Here is a 17,969-nt window from a genome sequence, read left to right as displayed (position 1 = left end):
ACAGCTGACATGACACCCGTACGCCGCAGGAGCAGCCCCCCATGTCCGTCGAACCGCCCACCACCGCCCCACCCCGCACCGCCGGCGACGCCGGTGAGCCGACCTTGGGCCCCGCTTCCGCGGCGGCTCTTTCGGCCCTGCGCGCGCTACGCCCGCTGGTGCTGCGCCTGCACTTCTACGCGGGCGTGTTCGTCGCGCCGTTCCTGCTCGTCGCGGCGGTCACCGGACTGCTGTACGCGGGCTCGTTCCAGGCCGAGAAGATCGTGTACGCCCACGAACTGACCGTCCCGGTCGGCGACCACAAGCTGCCGATCTCCCAGCAGGTGGCCGCCGCCCGCAAGGCCCACCCCGAGGGCACCATCTCCGCCGTGCGGCCGTCACCGCAGCCCGATGCGACCACACGCGTACTGCTGTCCGGGGTGAAGGGCGTAGGCGCCGACCACACGCTCGCCGTGTTCGTGGACCCCTACACCGGCAAGGTGCGCGGCGTGCTGGAGCAGTACGGCTCCACCGGCGCCCTGCCGCTGCGCACCTGGATCGACGAACTCCACCGCGACCTGCACCTCGGCGAAACCGGCCGCCTGTACAGCGAGTTCGCCGCGAGCTGGCTGTGGGTGATCACGGGTGGCGGGCTGGTGCTGTGGTTCGGCCGGCGCCGCGCCCGCCGCAAGGTGCGCGGCGCCACGGGGCGGCGGCGCTCCCTGACCCTGCACGGCACGGTGGGCGTGTGGGCGGCCGGCGGCCTGTTCTTCCTGTCGGCGACCGGCCTGACCTGGTCCACCTACTCCGGAGCGAACATCGGCGACCTCCGCGAAGCCCTCGGCCAGTCCACACCGTCCGTCACCGCGACGGTGAGCAGCGGGCACGAGGGACACGGCTCCATGGCGGGCATGGACATGAACGGCATGGACATGGGCTCGCACTCCGGCGCACGGTCCGACGTGGGTCTCGACGCCGTCCTGAAGACGGCCCGTGCCAAGGGCCTGTCCGACCCAGTCGAAATCGTGCCGCCCGCGGACTCCTCCTCCGCCTATGTCGTACGGCAGATCCAGCGCAGCTGGCCGGAGAAGCAGGACTCGATCGCCGTCGACCCGGCCACCGGCAAGGTCACCGACGTGCTGCGCTTCGCCGACTACCCGGTGCTGGCCAAACTGACCCGGTGGGGCATCGACGCCCACACCGGCACCCTGTTCGGCCTCGCCAACCAGATCGCGCTGGCCGGCCTCGCCCTGGCCCTGATCCTCCTCATCCTCTGGGGCTACCGCATGTGGTGGCAGCGCGGCCGCGGCTCCGCCTTCGGCCGCCCGATTCCCCGCGGCGCCTGGCGGCAGGTGCCGGTATACGTGCTGGTGCCCTGCGTCGCGATGGTCGCCGTCGTCGGCTACTACGTCCCGCTGCTCGCGATCCCGCTCGCCGGCTTCCTCGCGGTGGACATCGTCCTCGGCCGGGTCACACGCCGTCGTACCGGACACGCACACGCCTGAACCGAGCGGCCGCACCTGCGCGGGGCGTTGTACGACGCCTGCCGCGATCGCCTGCGGCCGCGGGTCTCGTCATGCTTCTCCCGGGTCTCGTCATGCTTCTCGGGACACGCAGTGTTCGAGCAGCGCGGCCATCGGGCCCTCGACGAGCCGGTAGCGCACGATTCGGCCGTCCTTCTCGCCGTGGACGATGCCCGCGGTTCGCAGCAGGCGCAGGGCCTGGGACACCGCGGTGGCCCTCATGCCGGTGGCGACGGCAAGGTCGGAGCCCGAAACCGCCGCCCCCTCTTCCTTCCGCTGGCGGCGCGAGGACACCGTCCGCACCGCGGGCCTCCTGGCCGTGATCGTCGCCTTGCACGTGGTCGCCTTCGGGATCCTTTTCCTGCTCGTGGTCCCGCGCCACTACGAGTCGGAACCATGGCGTTCGGGGTGGGCCTCGGCATCACGGCCTACACCCTCGGCATGCGGCACGCCTTCGACGCCGACCACATCGCCGCGATCGACCACACCACCCGCAAGCTGATGGCCTCGTCCGGGACCTCAGCGCCACCCTCCCCCTGACCCTCCAGGCCCACGGCCCGCCGCACCGGCACGGGTGCAGCGGGCCGTTGCCGTCCGACTGCTTCGGCGGCCCTGCTGCCACGGTGGCGTCGGTCGGCCAACACATGACCGATCACTCATATGGACATGGATTTCATTTCCATCTACGGTGGAGCGTGCCGACCCGCACAAGCCATAGGGGGTGATGCGCCATGGGCGGCCGGATGACCCGACAACGCAAGGCCGTCATGCGCGCACTCGCGGGCTGCCAGGACTTCGTCTCGGCCCAGGAGTTGTACGCCTTTCTGATGTCCGGCGATCACGCGATCGGACTGACCACCGTCTACCGCGCCCTGAGCGAGCTGGAGGCGGACGGCGGCGTCGATGTCGTACGCGACGAGGCCGGCGGGCGGCTCTACCGGCTGCGCCCCGCCGACGGACACCGCCACTACCTGATGTGCCGCGACTGCGGCCGCAGCCGGCCGGTGGACTCCGAGGTCGTCGAGGAGTGGGCGGGCCGGATCGCCGCCGACACCGGCTTCACCGCGGTCGAGCACACCGTCGAACTCACCGGCGTCTGCGCCGACTGCCTGGCCCGCACAGACGGAGGCCGGCCGTCCGGGAACGAAGGAGAGGAACCGCCATGCCACTGGGATCGCGCCCCGGGCCCCCGGGGCCCAGTCCACAGTTGCGCGGGCTGAAGGAGACCGTGCGCACTCTCCTCGATCTCGACGACGACACCGCCGTCCTGATCCGCCAGCTCGCCTGCACCGAACCGGGCTGCCCGCCGCTGGAAACGGTCGTCGTCGTGCTGCCGATGGAGGGCGACGCCCGCCGCTGGACCCTGCACCGCCCCGCCGACCAGATCACCGAGGACGACTTGCGGGCCGCCCTGCTCGCCGCCGAACAGCACGACTAGGAGACCGACTTGACCACCTCCCCGTAACCGAAGAGCCGCGTGACGTGGGGGCACCCCCGGACGAAGTCTGGGGGAGGGTCCCCGTCACCGTCCTGACCGGCTTCCTCGGCTCCGGCAAGACCACCCTCCTCAACCGCATCCTCACCGAGAACCACGGCCTGAGGATCGCCGTCATCGAGAACGAGTTCGGCGAGGTCGGCATCGACGACGCCCTCGTTCTCGACGCCGAGGAAGAGATCTTCGAGATGAACAACGGCTGCATCTGCTGCACCGTGCGCGGAGATCTGATCCGCATCCTGGGTGCGCTGATGCGGCGCCGCGAGAAGTTCGACCACATCCTCATCGAGACCACCGGCCTCGCCGGCCCCGCGCCCGTCGCACAGACCTTCTTCATGGACGACGAGATCGCCGCCCAGCTGCGGCTGGACGCCATCGTCACCCTCGTCGACGCCGCCCACGTGCTCCAGCACCTGGACGAGATCAAGCCGGAGGGCGTGGAGAACGAGGCCGTCGAACAGATCGCCTTCGCCGACCGCGTCGTCCTCAACAAGACCGAACTGGCCGACGAGGAAACCATCGGACAGGTCGTGCGCCGCATCCGGGCCATCAACGGCGGAGTGCGGATCATCCCCGCCAAGCACGCGCGCATCAATCTGCACGAAGTGCTGGACGTGGGCGCGTTCGACCTCGAGCGGGTGCTCGCCGACGATCCCGCCTTCCTCACCGAGACCGAGCACCAGCACGACACCACCGTCACCTCGGTCGGCATCGAGCTGGCGGGCGAGCTCGACGAGGACCGTCTCAACACCTGGCTCGGCACCCTGCTGCGCACCAAGGGCGTCGACCTCTTCCGCTCCAAGGGCATCCTCGCCATCGCCGGAGCGCCCAAGCAGTACGTCTTCCAGGGCGTGCACATGCTGCTCGACGGCACCTTCGGACGCGACTGGCAGGAGGGCGAACCCCGCACGAACAAGCTGGTGTTCATCGGCCGCGACCTCGACCGCGAGGCCCTCGAACTCGGCTTCGCAGGCTGCCTGGCCACAGCGGGAGCCGCCGCGTGACTACGACGGTTCAGTCCCCGCTCGCCTGGGAGGCCGGCGTCGACGACGCACCCGTCGCGCTCAGCGCGCGGGGCGATCTGGTCGCCGTCGCCGGAGCCGAGGGGACCGTGAAGGTACTCGACGCGGCGATGGGCGCCGAGATCGGGGCGTTCGAGCTTCCCGGAGGCGCACTCACGGTCGCGCTCTCCCCGGATGCCGGGCACGTCCTGGCGACCGGCCCCATGGGATACGCGCTGTGGCGCCGCTCCGACGGGCGCACGACGGTGCGGGAGTCCGGCGCCTGGTCGGCGGCCGCCGCCTGGGCCGACGGCACCCGGGTCGCGGTCGCCTCTGGCCGTCGCGCGCTCGTACTCGACGCGGACGGCGGCGAGTTGTGGCGTACGGAGCCCGCCGCGTCCACCGTCACCTACGTCGCCTGGATGCGGCAGGGGCGCCGCCTGACCGTGGCCGCGTACGGGGCCGTGCGCTGCCACGAGCGGCACACCGAGAAACCGGTCGCCACCTACCCCTACGTGGGCTCCCACCTCGCACTCGCCGTCGCACCCACCGGGAGGTGGATCTGCAGCGGCAACCAGGACGCCTCCATCCATATCTGGAGGGCGCGAGACGGCGGCGAACTCACCATGTCCGGCTACCCGGAGAAGGTCTCCCGGCTCGCCTTCAACGACACCGGCTTCTGGCTGGCCGCCGACGGCGCACCCGACGTGACCGTGTGGGACTTCTCCGGCAAGGGTCCGGAGGGCACCGCACCGCGCTCGCTGCGCTGCCACGAGACGGCGGCCGGGCGCGGCCGGGCATCTGGCCAGCGGCGGCGCCGACGGCACCGTAGCCCTGTGGCACGCCACGGCCGGGCGGCCCCAGGCGCGCCTGCGGCCCGTGCGTGAACTGGACGGCACGGGCGCGGCGGTCGCAGCGCTGACCTGGGCAGGCCCCCACCTGCTGGCCGTCGCGTGGCGGGACGGCCGGATCCGGACGTACGGCGTGCCGTCCCGGACCGCGCTGTGAACCGCTCCGTGATCCGGGCGGCCGCTCCCCGCCCCTGCACGCTCGTCGTGTGCCGGGGCTGCTGCTGCGGCAACCCGCGCAAACACCCCGGCACCGACCACGCCTGGCAACTGGACCGACTGCGCGCCGGCGCGGCAGCGCACGGCTTCCAGGTCCGTACGACGGACTGCCTCGGCCCTTGTGACCAGGCGAACGTCATCGTCGTCCAGCCCTCCACCGCCGGGCGCCGGGCCGGGGGCCGCGCCGTCTGGGTCGGCTTCGCCATGGACGACGACAGCACCGACGACCTGCTGCGCTGGGCGCAGGCGGGCGGACCCGGCATCGCCGAACCGCCGCCAGCCCTGGCGCTGCAGCTGATCCGCCCGCCGCGCGAGGCCCGCGCCCGTGCACGCCGATGACCTCGACGCCGGCGGCCGCGACACCCTCGCGGCCGCCCGGCTCGACGAGGCCACCGCCACCTCCGTCGCCACGACACTCCAGGCTCTCGCCACACCGTCCCGCCTGCTGATCCTCACCGCCCTGCGGCAGCGTCCGTACCCCGTCGGCGAACTCGCCTGCGCCGTCGGCATGGAACAGTCCGCCGTCTCCCACCAACTGCGCCTGCTGCGCGCCCTCGGCCTGGTCACCGGCTGCCGCGACGGCCGCCGCATCGTCTACAGCCTCTACGACGACCACGTCGCCCAGCTCCTCGACCAGGCCGTCCACCACATCGAGCACCTGCGCCTCGGCGTCCGTGACATCGGCTGACGCACAGCATCCAGGAGCAGTGCGTCAGTTGAGGTGTGCCACCTGCTGCGGCGCCGGGGCCGCGCGCAGCCGGTAGGGCAGCGTGCCGTCGTCGGGCATTCCGGCCCGAAGCCACGCCCCGACCGCCTCGGCGTCGGCTTCCGTCACCAGCGGACCGAGGCGTACGACGACACCACTCGGCCTGCGGTCGGCCCCGCACGGCTGCACGGCGGCGTGCAGCCCGCGGCGCCTGCGGCAGTGCAGCACCCTCGCGAGGCAACCGGTGGAGACCATCACCCCATGCGGGCACTCCCGGACCGCACGGCGCAGTACGTCCATCACCCGCCCCCCTCGCGGCGGCACGGCATGAGCCGCAGACCACGAGGGTGAAAGGGCGGCTCTGACGGCCGCCTGCTGTATCGCTCATCTCTGAGTCGCCTCCGTATGAGTGAAAGGGATCCCCTGTTTGCCGCCGGGGAAGCCCCAACCCGCTGTGGGCATCAGCTAGTTGCAGCTCTGGTGATTTGACAGCACCCGGCCGCACCATCAGCCTATGCGCATGACATCCATTTTCAATAAGGAGGGTGGCTAGCCATGCGCGTTGCCTTCGTCGGCAAGGGCGGCAGCGGCAAGACGACCCTGTCGGCCCTCTTCTCCCGTCACCTGGCGCACTCGGGAGCGCCGGTCGTCGCGATCGACGGCGACATCAACCAGCACCTGGCGTACGCCCTCGGCCTCGACGAGGACGAGGTCTTCGCCGCGCCGCCGCTCAGTGCCCGCACCGGTGAGATCAAGGAGTACCTGCGGGGCACGAACCCGCGGATCCCTTCCATCGAAGCCATGGTGAAGACGACCCCGCCCGGACGCGGGTCCCGGCTGCTGCGGCTGCTCGGCGACGACGAGGTGCACAGCCACCACGCCCAGAAGGTCGGCGGCGTACCGCTCATGGTCACCGGCGCCTTCAAGGAGAGCGACCTGGGAGTGGCCTGCTACCACTCCAAGCTGGGCGCGGTCGAGCTGTACCTCAACCACCTCGTCGACGGCCCCGGCGAGTACGTCGTCGTCGACATGACCGCCGGCGCCGACGCCTTCGCCTCCGGCCTGTTCACCCGCTTCGACATGACGTTCCTGGTCGTCGAACCGACCCGCAAGAGCGTCTCCGTGTACCGCCAGTACCGCGCCCACGCGGCCGAGTTCGGCGTCCCGGTCGCCGTCGTCGGAAACAAGGTCACCGGCGAGGACGACCTGCTCTTCCTCAAGGAGCACGTCGGCGACGATCTGCTCGCGCACTTCGCGCAGTCCTTCTACGTACGCGCCCAGGAACAGGGCCGCGGCCACGGCGAGTTGGAGCCGCACAACACTCGCACCCTGGACCTGCTGCGCGCGGCCGTGGACACCCGCCCCAAGGACTGGGCCGCCTTCCAGAAGCACGCCGTGGAGTTCCACCTGCGCAACGCCGCCGCCTGGGCCAACGAGGCCACCGGCCAGGACCTCGCCACCCAGGTCGACCCGGACTTCCGGCACGGCCCCGCAGCACTAACCGCCTTCGCCTGATCCCCTCAAGAACAGAACCACAGAACAGGACAGCCTTTCATGTCACTCGACGTCTCCCCGCAGCTGCTCGCCGAAGCCGAGAACGGTGAGGTGCGGGAGCAGGACTTCGTGGAAACGGTGCGCACCTCCCTGCCGTACGCCTACGACCTCATCGCCCACCTGGCTGAGGAACTGCGGTCCGGCACGACGGAGTTCGCCGACAACCAGACCCCGCCGCCCTCCGAGAAGGAGCGCGGCCAGCTGCTGCGCGCCCTGTCCAGCGACGCGATCCGGGGCAGCCTGGAACGGCACTTCGGCATCGCCCTCGCCTTCCAGAACTGCCACCGCGTCGCCGCCTTCCGCCCCGAGGCACGCGGCGGCGAGACCTACACCCGCTTCACCTCCCTGCGGGCTCAGATCCTCAACCAGTCGCCGGAGTTCCGCGACTGCTGAACCACTGCCGGTCGCGACAGCCGACTGCCGGAGGCGGCGTTCGGCAGTAAGGCCGGCCACTTCGCCCCCCCCGGCGGCCGTCGCCCACCAGGACACCCGGTCTCGTGAGCGACGGCCGCCCGCGCTTGCCCCGGCGGCATCCAGCCGCACCCCCCACCTGCGCAGCCCCGAGCAGTCGTACACCCGGTCAAAAGATGGCAACGGTTTTCATCTTGAATTGATCTGAAAATCATTTCCATCTAGCGTCGAAGGTGTCGCCACACGGCCGGCGCGTGTCCGCCGCGCGCCCGGCATCGCCCGAAGGAGCTCCCGCATGTCCACCGCCCCCGCCTCCCGCTTCGCCCGCCCGTCCACGAGAATCGCGCTCGTCACGGCGACGGCCGCCCTGACGGCCGTGACGGCGACCGGCTGCTCGACCTCCTCCTCGCACACCGGCAACACCGCCGCGACCGGCAGCGCAAGTGGGTCGGGCAAGACGATCCAGGTGGTGGCGGCGGAGAACTTCTGGGGCAGCATCGCCTCCCAGCTCGGCGGCAGCCACGTGAAGGTGACCAGCGTCATCAACAACCCGGATGCCGACCCGCACGACTACGAGCCGACCGCCGCCGACGCCCGTACCGTGGCCGGCGCCCAGTACACGATCGTCAACGGCATCGGCTACGACGCCTGGGCCGACAAGCTGCTGGCCGCCAACCCCGGCAGCGGGCGCACCCAGCTCAAGGTCGGCGACCTGGTCGGCATCAAGCCGGGCGGCAACCCGCACCGCTGGTACTCCCCCGACAACGTCCACCAGGTCATCGAGAAGATCACCGCCGACTACAAGAAGATCGACCCGGCCGACGCGGCCTACTTCGACCAGCAGAAGACGACCTTCGAGGCAAAGACGCTCGCCGGCTACAACAAGCTCATAGACGACATCAAGGCGAAGTACGCGGGCACGCCGATCGGTGCTTCCGAGTCCATCGTCACGCCGCTCTCCGAGGGCCTGGGGCTGAAGATGCTCACCCCGGAGACGTTCCTGGACGCGATGAGTGAGGGCTCCGACCCCACGGCCAAGGACAAGGCCACCATCGACCAGCAGATCAAGAACAAGAAGATCAAGATCTACGTCTACAACTCCCAGAACTCCACGCCGGACGTGCAGGCGCAGGTCAAGGAGGCCAAGGCGCAGGGCATCCCGGTCGCTACCGTCACCGAGACCCTCACCCCCGCCGGGGCCACCTTCCAGCAGTGGCAGACCGCCCAGCTGCAGGGCATCGAGCAGGCCCTGGCCAAGGCCACCGGGAAGTGAACTGAAGCCATGAACCCGATAGCGAAGGCCCGCGAAGCCGTCACACACACCAGCAGTCAGACCGTCCCCGGCCGCCGAGGCGGGGGGCACGACACGGCCGCAGGAACAGGAAGCGATCCGGTGGTCGCCCTGCGCGGGGCCGCGGTGCGGGTCGGCGGCCGGACGTTGTGGTCGGGGGTGGACCTTCGCATCGGGGCCGGCGAGTTCACCGCCGTGCTCGGCCCCAACGGCGTCGGCAAGTCCACCATGATCAAGGTTCTGCTGGGTGCCCTGCCCGCGGCGGCCGGCGAGGTTCGGGTGCTCGGCGCCCGGCCCGGGCAGGCCAACGACCGCATCGGCTACCTGCCGCAGCGGCGCAGCTTCGACGCCAATCTGCGCATCCGCGGTGTCGATGTGGTGCGCATGGGCCTGGACGGTGACCGGTGGGGGGTGCCGCTGCCGTTCCCGAGTGCGCGTCGGCGGGCCGCCCGTGCGCGGGTGGACGAGGTGATCGAGCTGGTCGGGGCGTCGGCGTACGCGCACCGGCCCATCGGGCAATGTTCCGGCGGCGAGCAGCAGCGGCTGCTGATCGCCCAGGCACTGGTCCGCCGACCCGAACTGCTCCTGCTCGACGAGCCGTTGGACAGCCTCGACCTGCCCAACCAGAGCGCCGTCGCCGCGCTGATCGGGCGCATCTGCCACCACGAGGGCGTCTCGGTGGTCATGGTCGCCCATGACGTGAACCCGATACTCCACCACCTGGACCGGGTGGTGTACCTGGCCGAGGGCGGCGCCGCCGCAGGCACACCGACCGAGGTCATCACCTCCGAGACGCTGACCCGGCTGTACGGCACACCGGTCGAGGTGCTGCGGACCTCGGACGGGAGGCTGGTCGTCGTGGGCCAGCCGGAGCCACCGGCCGTGCACACCGACCGGCACGACACCCCGGGGAGCGGTCATGCTGCTGGCTGAGACTGGGGCACCAACCTGGTCGTGGAACCTCCTGACCGACTTCCAGGACATGTGGTCCTACCCCTTCATGGTCAACGCGTTCCGCGCCGGCGCGGTCGTGGCCGTGGTCTCGGCGGTCGTGGGCTGGTTCGTGGTGCTGCGGCGGCAGACGTTCGCCGCGCACACCGTCTCCGCCGTCGCCTTCCCCGGCGCCGCCGGAGCGCTCCTGCTCGGGTTCAGCGCGGTCTACGGCTACTTCACGCTGTGTGTGGCCGCCGCGCTGGTCATCGCGGCCCTGCGGGGTGGCGGTGAGCACGAGGAGTCGGCGCTGACCGGGACGGTGCAGGCGTTCCTGCTCGCGTCCGGGTTCCTGTTCACCGCCCTGTACAGAGGGCTGCTGGAGGGGCCGCAGACCATCCTCTTCGGCACCTTCCTGGGAATCACCTCCTCCCAGGTGACCGTGCTGACGGTGGTCGGTGCGGTGGTGCTCGCGGTGCTGGCGCTGATCGGACGGCCGCTGCTGTTCGCGTCCGTGGACCCGCAGGTCGCCGGCGGGCGCGGGGTGCCGGTCCGCGCCCTGTCGGTGGTCTTCCTCGTCCTGCTCGGTGCGGCCACCGCCGAGGCGAGCCAGATCACCGGGACCCTCCTGGTCTTCGCCCTCATGGTGATTCCGGCCGCCACCGCGCAAGTCCTCACCGCCCGCCCGGCGTTGAGCCTGGCCCTGGCCGTCCTGCTGGCCTTCGCCGCGACCTGGCTGGGGCTGACCGCCGCCTACTACTGGCCCTACCCTCTGGGCTTCTTCGTGACGACCATCGCCTTCGCCGGATACCTGCTCGCGCTGGGCCGGCGTTCGCTGCGCGAGGTACCCGCTCGCACCCGGGCCGGGGCCACACCCGGTGCCAAGGAGGTGGCCGCATGACCGTCCTGCTCGCCGCGTCCCCGTTTTCCCACCCGTTCTTCCTGCACGCCTTCCTCGCCGGTACCGCCATCGCCGCGGCCTGCGGGCTGGTCGGCTACTTCCTGGTGCTGCGGGCCCAGGTCTTCACCGGCGACGCGCTCAGCCATGTCGCCTTCACCGGTGCGATGGCCGCCCTCGCCTTCGGCGCCGACCTTCGCCTCGGGCTGTTCGCCGCCACCATCGCCATGGCGCTGCTCTTCGGCACCCTCGGCCGCAAGGCGCGGCCCGACGACGTGGTCATCGGGAGCGTCTTCTCCTGGATCCTGGGCCTGGGCGCCTTCTTCATCACGCTCTACACGACCTCGCGCAGCACCACCAACGGCACCGCCGGCGTCAGCGTCCTGTTCGGCTCCATCTTCGGCATCTCCTCCAGCAGCGCGGCCGTCGCCGCCGTGGTGGCAGCCGGGGTCGGCCTGCTGGTGGTCCTCATCGCCCGGCCGCTGCTGTTCGCCACGCTCGACGAGGCCGTGGCCGCCGCCCGCGGGGTACCGGTCCGGCTGCTCGGCTACGGCTTCCTCGCCCTGGCCGGGATCAGCGCCGCCGAGGCCACCCAGGCGGTCGGTTCACTGCTCCTGCTCGGTCTGCTCGCCGCCCCGGCGGGCGCCGCGATCCGGGTCACCGATCGCCCCTACCGTGCGCTCGCCCTCTCCGCAGGGCTGGCGGTGCTGGAGATGTGGGCGGGGCTTTTCGCCTCGTACGCGGTGCCGAAGATGCCGCCGAGCTTCGCCATCATGGCCGCCGCCACGGCCGTCTACGCCGCGACCTTCCTGATACGACGCCCGGTCCCCCGTCCTCGTACGCGCACCGCCGTCCCCACCGGCACATGAGCGAAGGCACCCGATGGCACCCGACCGCCGGCGCACCCCCGCCCCCTCGCACGACGTCACGTTGATCGGCCGCCTCACCCAGCAACGCACCACCGTGGTCGAGGCGCTCATCCGGGCCGACGGCTTCGTCGGCGCCCAAGCCCTCCACAACCAGCTCGCCGCCGCCGGCTCACCGGTCGGCCTCTCCACGGTCTACCGCACGCCGGCCGGCCTGGCCGGCGTCGGCCGGGCCGACATGGTGCGCGACACCAGCGGTGAACGCCTCTTCCGCTACCGCCCGGGACCCGAACACCGCCACTACCTCATCTGCACCGAATGCGGCCTGAGCCGACCCGTCGACTCCGGCCCGGTGGAGGAATGGGCCGACACTGTCGCGCAGAGCTCCGGGTTCGCGAACGTCCGGCACACGGTGGAGCTGTCCGGGGTGTGCCCGGACTGCGGCCGACGGCCGACGGCGGACGAGCGCCGGTGAACTCCGGCGCCACTCCCTTTCCGGAGTGGTCACCGTCAAGGGCGGCAGTCGCATCCCGGAGCACAGCCGCAGGCATCCGCCTCCCGCCAGCCGTCGTCCGGCACGACGGCCGACGGCGTTGCGCAGCGCACCTGCCCACGCCACGCGTCGCGCCCCTCCTTCACCGCGACCGCGGCGATGACCAGGGCCGCGAGCGGATCGGCCCACGACCAGCCGAACACGGCATTGACGACCAGGCCCACCAGCAGCACCGCCGACAAATAGGTGCACAGCAGGGTCTGCTTGGAGTCGGCCACGGCAGAGGCGGAGCCGAGTTCCCGTCCGGCACGGCGCTGGGCCGCCGACAGGACCGGCATGACCACGAGCGAGAGGGCAGCCAGCACGATCCCGGGCAGGGAGCGCGTGGCCTCACCTGTGCCGGTCAGGGCCCGTACGGCATCAACGGTGACGTAGGCGGCGAGCGCGAAGAACGACAGCGCGATGATCCGCAACGCGGTCTTCTCCCGGGCCTCACGCACCGCGTGCTCGCGGGCGGAGAACTGCCAGGCGACAGTGGCGGCCGAGGAGACCTCGATGACTGAGTCGAGGCCGAAGCCGATCAGCGCGGTGGACGAAGCCAGGGTCCCGGCCGTGAGGGCGACGGCCGCCTCGACGGCGTTGTAGGTGAGGGTCGCGGCGACCAGCAGCCGTATCTGCCGGGCAAGCGCGCCGCGCCTGGCCGGGTCGGGGCCGAGGGACATGAACATCTCCGCGCTCACGGTCAGCAGCACCCCTTGTCGTCGGCGTCGACACACGTCCGGTCGCCCTCGACGGCGACCACGGCGGTGCGCAGATCGTCGAGCGCGTGGCCGAGGCGTTCGTCGGCGAGTTCGTAGCGCGTGCGACGGCCGTCGGGGACGGTGACGACCAGGCCGCAGTCACGCAGGCACGCCAGGTGGTTCGACAGCCTGGTGCGGGAGACGCAGTTCATAATGATGTTCATTTTCATGTAGCCTCTAGTCGCTACCCGATCCAGGAGGACCCCCATGGCCGTTCCCAAGCGGAAAATGTCCCGCAGCAACACCCGCCACCGCCGCGCCCAGTGGAAGGCAACCACGCCCGCGCTCGTGCCGGTCACCGTCGACGGCGTCCAACACCTGGTGCCGCAGCGGCTGGTGAAGGCGTACGAGCGCGGCCTGCTGCGACCCGAGGGCTGAGCGTTGATGCCGTCCGATCCCTCCGGCCGACTGCCCGTCACCGTCCTGTCCGGATTCCTCGGCGCGGGCAAGACCAGCCTCCTCAACCATGTCCTCGGCAACCGCGAGGGCCTGCGTGTCGCGGTCATCGTCAACGACATGAGCGAGGTCAACATCGACGCCGCCCTGGTGCGCGGCGGCGAGGCGGCCCTGTCGCGCACCGAGGAACGCCTGGTCGAGATGACCAACGGCTGCATCTGCTGCACCCTGCGCGACGACCTGCTCCAGGAGGTCGACCGGCTGGCACGCGAGGGCCGCTTCGACTATCTGCTCATCGAGTCGTCCGGCATCTCCGAACCCATGCCGGTCGCCGCGACCTTCGCCTTCGCCCGCGACGACGGGGCCACCCTCGGTGACCTCGCCTGCCTGGACACCATGGTCACGGTCGTGGACGCCGCGAGCTTCCTGCCCGAGCTGGCAAGCGGCGACGAACTCGTCGAGCGGGGCCTGGACCAGTACGAGGACGACGAACGCACCGTCAGCGACCTGCTGATGGACCAGATCGAGTTCGCCGACGTCATCGTCCTGAACAAGCTCGACCTGGTCGACGACACCGCCGCCGAGCGGCTGCGGGCGACGCTCATCCGCCTGAACCCGGCCGCACGTGTCGTCCCGGCCGTCCACGGCCGGGTGAAGGTGAGCGACGTACTGGGCACGAGCCTGTTCGACCTGGAACGCGCACAGCAGGCCCCCGGCTGGGTGAGGGAGCTCAACGGCGACCACGTCCCCGAGACGGAGGAGTACGGGATCTCCTCAACCGTCTTCCGCTCCGAACTTCCCTTCCATCCAGGCAGGTTGTGGACGTTCGTGACCGAGGGACTCGACAGCGGCGCGTACGGGCAGATCCTGCGCTCCAAGGGCTTCTTCACCCTCGCCAGCCGCCCGCACGTGACGGGTCTGTGGTCACAGGCCGGCTCCGTCGCACGCTTCGAGCCCTCCGCCGCACGCGACACCGACGGCGCCCAGTGCCAGGAACTGGTCTTCATCGGCACGCACCTGCACGCGGACGCACTGCGCACGGCACTGACCGACTGCCTCATGGCCGACGACGAGAGCCTGCCGCCCACGGACCCGTTCCCCACCTGGGACACCTACGGTATCGACGACAGCTGCGAGCACGAGCATCCCGAGCTCGTGGCGGGACCCTGAGGACCCCGGGCCGGGCGGCGAACACAGCCACGGCGCCGCCCGGCCCGGCACGGGCACCACGAGTTCCGGATAAATGCGTTGGGCCGACCGACCCCGGCTGATACCGTCTGGGCAGCCGTGAGAGAACGCGAGGAGGTGAGACCCATGAAGGCTGTATCCATGTGGGTGCTCCCCCATGTCGTCACGGCGGGCGACTGACATAGGTGTCGCCGGGAGCGCCTCAGACAAGGCACTCCTGAGAGGCAACACAATCGACGCCTGGCACGGCGCGGTCTTCGACCGCATCGCCGACGCGATGCTCGCGGACCTGCCGACACCGCTGTACACCGTCGTCGACGAGACCGGCCACGACTCGAGATCCGCCTGGGAGCGGGCCGGCTTCGCCACCGCACGCCGCGAGTGGGGCTATCTCGTACCCACCGACCCACAGATCACCGGGCTCGGCTCGGTCCGGCCCCCGTCGGGCGTGACGATCGTGCCCGCCGGTGAGGCGGAGGAGGGCCCGCTGCGCGCCCTCGACCGTCTCATCCGCGACGAGGTCGAGGCCGCCGTCGGATGGCAGACGATGCCCGCCGAGGTGCTGCCCCGCCCGGCGGGGACCACCCTGCTCGACCCGTCGAAGTACGCGGTGGCGCGGCACTTGGACCAGTACGTGGGACTGATCCGGGTGGCCCCGCTGACCCGGCAGCCACGGATCGGGCTGATCGCCGTCCGGACCGACAGGCACCGCCGCGGCATCGCCCGGACGCTGCTGGCCCACGCGCTGGGTTCACTGCACCGCTCCGGGACCGCTTCGGCATGGGCCGAGGTGAACGAGTCCAACGCGGCGGCTACCGCCCTGTTCGAGAGCATCGGCGCCCGGCGCACGGTCGGCACCCTGGAGCTCGTCCGCCACTGACGCTCCGTCACGCCGCACCAAACGAAGCTGAATACACCGTCGCAGAACGAATGAAGTGAGAGACCATGACCAAAACAGCAGGCGGCGTAGAAGCCGAAGGCACCGTCATCGAGTGCCTGCGCAATGCCACCTTCAAGGTGGAGCTGCAGAACGGGCACACGGTGCTCGCCCACATCAGCGGGAAGATCCGGAAGAACCGCATCAGGATCCTCCCCTACGACCGGGTGCTCGTGGAACTCAGCCCCTACGACCTCACCCGCGGCCGGATCCGCTACCGGTACAGGGCGTAGCGGAAAGTGCCGGTGCTGCCGCCGGATGCTCGTGCGTCGGGACATGGCGTGTCCCGCACGCGGACGGATTCCGCGTGCGGGATCGCATGCTCACAGGGTGCGGATCAGCTGGTCGTCAGGGCGGTGTCGTCCACGACGAAGCTGGTCTGGAGGGAGGAGTCCTCCACGCCGTTGAACTTCAGGGTGACCGTCGAGCCCGCCAGCGAGGACAGGTCGAAGGTCTTCTGCGCGTACCCGGAGTTGTGGTTGAGGTTCGAGTAGGTCGCCAGGGTGGTCGAACCGGCGGTCACCGTCAGCTTGTCGTACTGGGTGCTGGTGGTGGTCTCCGAGGTGTCGATGTGCAGGTAGAAGGTGAGCGTGGCCTTGCAGCCGGCCGGGATCGTCACCGACTGGGACAGCGTGTCCGTGTGCGAGGAGCCGTAGCCGTCGAGCCAGGCGTAGTACGAGCCGCCGTGCGCCGCCTCACCCGTGTCGTTGACGATGACGCCGCTGGTGGCGGTCCAGCCGGTGCTGCCCGACTCGAAGCCCGGGTTGGCCAGCAACTGGGAAGAGGAGCAGCCGCCCCCGCCGGAACCGACCGTCCAGGTGAAGGACGTCGAGCCGGAGGCGCCGGTGGAGTCCTTCGCGGTGACCGTGACCTGGTAGGTGCCCGCGGTGGACGCCGTACCCGAGATCAGGCCGGTGGAGCTGTTGATGGACAGCCCGGTCGGCAGCCCGCTCGCGCTGTAGGTGAGGGAGGCGCCGCCGCTGTCGGTGGCCTTGATCTGCAGGCTGACCGAGCTTCCGGTGGTGGTGGACTGGCTGCCGGGGTTGGTGACGGTCACCGTGTTGCCACCGGTGGAGCCGGCGGTGAAGGCGGCGGTGCCGTTCGGGGTGCCCCAGCCGGTCGGGCCGTCGTAGCCGGTGCCCGCGGTGCAGAAGTACGACGGGGAACAGCTGCCGTTGTTGCCGCTGGTGACGTCGTACAGGTTGCTCGTGTGGGAGTACGGGTACTTCGCCGGGTAGTCACTCGCGCCCGGGGTGCCCGCGAGGGCGTAGACCGAGGCGATGATCGGCGAGGAGGCGCTGGTGCCGCCGTAGACCGCCCAGCCGGTGCCGCCGTAGGTGTCGTAGACCGCGACGCCGGTGGCCGGGTCGGCGACGGCGGAGACGTCGGCCTCCATGCGCTTGGAGCAGCCGGAGTCGGTCTGCCAGCTCGGCTTCGGGTCGTAGGCCGAGCAGCCGGAGCCGGTGCCCTCGGTGGAGTTGGTGTGCCACACCGACTCGCTCCAGCCGCGGGAGTTGGAGGCGGTGGTAAGGGCCGTACCGCCGACGGCGGTCACGTACTGGGAGGTGGCCGGGTACTCGGCGCCGTAGGCGGAGTCACCCGAGGAGACGGTGATGGCGACGCCCGGGTGCTTGAAGTAGGAGGTGTCGTCGCTGGTCTGGGAGGAGTCCTCGGAGCCGCCCCAGCTGTTGGAGATGAACTTGGCGCCCAGTGCCGCGGCCTCGTTCTCGGCGGTGCCGAGGTCGGCCATGCTCGCGGAGTTGGCCTCGACCAGGATGATGCTGCAGTTCGGGCAGACCGCGCTGACCATGTCGATGTCGAGCATCTCTTCACCGGCCCAGCCGGTGTCGTTGGTCGGCAGCGAGGTGGTGGAACCGGTCTGGCTGACCTGCTTGAAGCAGCCGTTGGCCTTGGTGCAGGCGGACAGGCCGTAGGTGGAGCGGTACGTGCCCAGATCCGACTCGGCGTTGGGGTCGTTGTAGGCGTCCACGATGCCCACCGTCATGCCCGAACCGGCCGCGGTGGGCAGGTTGTAGGCGCTGTGCAGGTTGGCCGGGGAAAGACCCGAGGGTGCCGCGGCGGCGAGCGCCGAGGCGAGGCGCTGCTTGATGTCGGTGCGGCGCTGGGCGAAACAGGACGCATGACCCGGCTCGGCGGTGGCGCACAGGTGCTGGGTCGGCACCTTCTGACCGGCCTTGCCGGTCGAATGGTAGGTCTGCCGCTCGGGGGCGGTCAGCGCCTTGTTGTTCTGCGTGACCTTGGAGATCTGCGGGTGGGCCGCGGCGGGCTGGGCGCCGGCCGTCGGTGCGGCGGTGAATCCGGCGACGGTGAGAGTGAGGGCGGGGAAGGCGACGGCGACGAGTCTTCGCAGACTCCGTCTCCGCCCGCTCGGGTGTGACTCACGCATGGGTACTGCCTCCGGTTGACGTGGGGT

General features: G+C 70.7%; 23 protein-coding genes and 2 pseudogenes. 20 read left to right on the top strand and 5 right to left on the bottom strand.

Translation table 11 applies throughout. The features are described 5' to 3' along the window. The first annotated feature begins 41 nt into the window (after positions 1 to 41). The gene (locus ACWC0C_RS37360; RefSeq protein WP_450868768.1) at positions 42 to 1,484 is read left to right on the top strand and encodes a PepSY-associated TM helix domain-containing protein; all 1,443 of its coding nucleotides are present in this window, start codon (positions 42 to 44) and stop codon (positions 1,482 to 1,484) included. A 90-nt stretch (positions 1,485 to 1,574) separates the two neighbouring features. On the opposite strand, the gene ACWC0C_RS37355 is transcribed toward ACWC0C_RS37360, so the two are convergent. Further along, entirely contained in the window at positions 1,575 to 1,805 is a 231-nt protein-coding gene (locus tag ACWC0C_RS37355) for an ArsR/SmtB family transcription factor (protein ID WP_450868809.1), read from the bottom strand. On the opposite strand from ACWC0C_RS37355, the pseudogene ACWC0C_RS37350 reads away from it, so the two are divergent. From ACWC0C_RS37350 to ACWC0C_RS37315, 8 genes and pseudogenes are all read left to right on the top strand, one after another. Beyond that, positions 1,723 to 2,009: pseudogene (locus ACWC0C_RS37350) on the top strand (HoxN/HupN/NixA family nickel/cobalt transporter); the annotation flags it as partial. The gene ACWC0C_RS37355 and the pseudogene ACWC0C_RS37350 overlap by 83 nt on opposite strands. Positions 2,010 to 2,245: 236 nt before the next feature. Continuing rightward, complete coding sequence (locus ACWC0C_RS37345; protein WP_450868767.1) at positions 2,246 to 2,722, top strand: Fur family transcriptional regulator; 477 nt, start codon at positions 2,246 to 2,248, stop codon at positions 2,720 to 2,722. Between the two features lie 8 nt (positions 2,723 to 2,730). Continuing rightward, positions 2,731 to 2,940 carry a hypothetical protein gene (locus ACWC0C_RS37340; protein WP_450868766.1) on the top strand — a complete coding sequence of 70 codons (210 nt, stop codon included), beginning with the start codon at positions 2,731 to 2,733 and terminating at the stop codon, positions 2,938 to 2,940. Between the two features lie 44 nt (positions 2,941 to 2,984). Further along, positions 2,985 to 4,001 (top strand): CobW family GTP-binding protein, encoded by a 1,017-nt coding sequence (locus ACWC0C_RS37335; protein ID WP_450868765.1) that lies wholly within the window; start codon positions 2,985 to 2,987, stop codon positions 3,999 to 4,001. Then, positions 3,998 to 4,885 (top strand): WD40 repeat domain-containing protein, encoded by an 888-nt coding sequence (locus tag ACWC0C_RS37330; protein ID WP_450868763.1) that lies wholly within the window; start codon positions 3,998 to 4,000, stop codon positions 4,883 to 4,885. The genes ACWC0C_RS37335 and ACWC0C_RS37330 overlap by 4 nt, the downstream gene beginning before the upstream one ends. Further along, entirely contained in the window at positions 4,878 to 5,006 is a 129-nt protein-coding gene (locus ACWC0C_RS37325; RefSeq protein ID WP_450868761.1) for a hypothetical protein, read from the top strand. Before ACWC0C_RS37330 ends, ACWC0C_RS37325 begins: the two co-directional genes overlap by 8 nt. Next, a complete protein-coding gene (locus tag ACWC0C_RS37320; protein ID WP_450868760.1) occupies positions 5,003 to 5,404 on the top strand; it encodes a (2Fe-2S) ferredoxin domain-containing protein in 402 nt (133 codons plus the stop codon). The genes ACWC0C_RS37325 and ACWC0C_RS37320 overlap by 4 nt, the downstream gene beginning before the upstream one ends. Further along, positions 5,391 to 5,753 carry an ArsR/SmtB family transcription factor gene (locus ACWC0C_RS37315; RefSeq protein ID WP_450868758.1) on the top strand — a complete coding sequence of 121 codons (363 nt, stop codon included), beginning with the start codon at positions 5,391 to 5,393 and terminating at the stop codon, positions 5,751 to 5,753. The genes ACWC0C_RS37320 and ACWC0C_RS37315 overlap by 14 nt, the downstream gene beginning before the upstream one ends. A 24-nt stretch (positions 5,754 to 5,777) precedes the next feature. Here the strand turns inward: ACWC0C_RS37315 and ACWC0C_RS37310 are convergent, their stop codons facing one another. Further along, positions 5,778 to 6,071, bottom strand: coding sequence for a hypothetical protein (locus ACWC0C_RS37310; protein WP_449201815.1), 294 nt, complete (start codon positions 6,069 to 6,071; stop codon positions 5,778 to 5,780). A gap of 255 nt (positions 6,072 to 6,326) precedes the next feature. On the opposite strand from ACWC0C_RS37310, the gene ACWC0C_RS37305 reads away from it, so the two are divergent. From ACWC0C_RS37305 to ACWC0C_RS37275, 7 genes are all read left to right on the top strand, one after another. Beyond that, positions 6,327 to 7,286 carry an ATP-binding protein gene (locus ACWC0C_RS37305; protein ID WP_450868756.1) on the top strand — a complete coding sequence of 320 codons (960 nt, stop codon included), beginning with the start codon at positions 6,327 to 6,329 and terminating at the stop codon, positions 7,284 to 7,286. Between the two features lie 39 nt (positions 7,287 to 7,325). Next, positions 7,326 to 7,718, top strand: coding sequence for an SCO5389 family protein (locus tag ACWC0C_RS37300; RefSeq protein WP_450868755.1), 393 nt, complete (start codon positions 7,326 to 7,328; stop codon positions 7,716 to 7,718). Between the two features lie 313 nt (positions 7,719 to 8,031). Then, positions 8,032 to 9,009, top strand: a complete 978-nt coding sequence (locus tag ACWC0C_RS37295) for a metal ABC transporter solute-binding protein, Zn/Mn family (protein ID WP_450868753.1) — start codon at positions 8,032 to 8,034, stop codon at positions 9,007 to 9,009. 9 nt (positions 9,010 to 9,018) lie between these two features. Beyond that, positions 9,019 to 9,960 carry a metal ABC transporter ATP-binding protein gene (locus ACWC0C_RS37290; protein ID WP_450868752.1) on the top strand — a complete coding sequence of 314 codons (942 nt, stop codon included), beginning with the start codon at positions 9,019 to 9,021 and terminating at the stop codon, positions 9,958 to 9,960. Next, positions 9,947 to 10,858: a metal ABC transporter permease gene (locus ACWC0C_RS37285; RefSeq protein WP_450868751.1), complete on the top strand. Its 912-nt coding sequence runs from the start codon at positions 9,947 to 9,949 to the stop codon at positions 10,856 to 10,858. The genes ACWC0C_RS37290 and ACWC0C_RS37285 overlap by 14 nt, the downstream gene beginning before the upstream one ends. Further along, the gene (locus ACWC0C_RS37280) at positions 10,855 to 11,724 is read left to right on the top strand and encodes a metal ABC transporter permease (protein ID WP_450868749.1); all 870 of its coding nucleotides are present in this window, start codon (positions 10,855 to 10,857) and stop codon (positions 11,722 to 11,724) included. The genes ACWC0C_RS37285 and ACWC0C_RS37280 overlap by 4 nt, the downstream gene beginning before the upstream one ends. 13 nt (positions 11,725 to 11,737) lie before the next feature. Further along, positions 11,738 to 12,196 (top strand): Fur family transcriptional regulator, encoded by a 459-nt coding sequence (locus tag ACWC0C_RS37275; RefSeq protein WP_450868747.1) that lies wholly within the window; start codon positions 11,738 to 11,740, stop codon positions 12,194 to 12,196. A 35-nt stretch (positions 12,197 to 12,231) separates the two neighbouring features. On the opposite strand, the gene ACWC0C_RS37270 is transcribed toward ACWC0C_RS37275, so the two are convergent. Then, positions 12,232 to 12,942: a cation transporter gene (locus ACWC0C_RS37270; RefSeq protein ID WP_450868804.1), complete on the bottom strand. Its 711-nt coding sequence runs from the start codon at positions 12,940 to 12,942 to the stop codon at positions 12,232 to 12,234. A gap of 14 nt (positions 12,943 to 12,956) precedes the next feature. Further along, a pseudogene (locus ACWC0C_RS37265) lies at positions 12,957 to 13,157 on the bottom strand (helix-turn-helix domain-containing protein); the annotation flags it as partial. Positions 13,158 to 13,221: 64 nt separating this feature from the next. Here ACWC0C_RS37265 and rpmF point away from each other — a divergent pair. From rpmF to infA, 4 genes are all read left to right on the top strand, one after another. Then, complete coding sequence (gene rpmF / locus ACWC0C_RS37260; RefSeq protein ID WP_369394388.1) at positions 13,222 to 13,392, top strand: 50S ribosomal protein L32; 171 nt, start codon at positions 13,222 to 13,224, stop codon at positions 13,390 to 13,392. Positions 13,393 to 13,398: 6 nt separating this feature from the next. Further along, a complete protein-coding gene (locus ACWC0C_RS37255; protein ID WP_450868745.1) occupies positions 13,399 to 14,580 on the top strand; it encodes a GTP-binding protein in 1,182 nt (393 codons plus the stop codon). A 175-nt stretch (positions 14,581 to 14,755) separates the two neighbouring features. Then, complete coding sequence (locus ACWC0C_RS37250; RefSeq protein ID WP_450868744.1) at positions 14,756 to 15,478, top strand: GNAT family N-acetyltransferase; 723 nt, start codon at positions 14,756 to 14,758, stop codon at positions 15,476 to 15,478. A gap of 65 nt (positions 15,479 to 15,543) precedes the next feature. Continuing rightward, the gene (gene infA, locus ACWC0C_RS37245) at positions 15,544 to 15,768 is read left to right on the top strand and encodes a translation initiation factor IF-1 (RefSeq protein ID WP_450868743.1); all 225 of its coding nucleotides are present in this window, start codon (positions 15,544 to 15,546) and stop codon (positions 15,766 to 15,768) included. Positions 15,769 to 15,872: 104 nt separating this feature from the next. On the opposite strand, the gene ACWC0C_RS37240 is transcribed toward infA, so the two are convergent. After that, positions 15,873 to 17,942, bottom strand: coding sequence for a putative Ig domain-containing protein (locus ACWC0C_RS37240; protein ID WP_450868741.1), 2,070 nt, complete (start codon positions 17,940 to 17,942; stop codon positions 15,873 to 15,875). Positions 17,943 to 17,969 lie beyond the last annotated feature (27 nt).

This window comes from Streptomyces sp. NPDC001709, from assembly GCF_053596375.1.
This window is presented reverse-complemented; position numbering and strand designations above follow the sequence as displayed.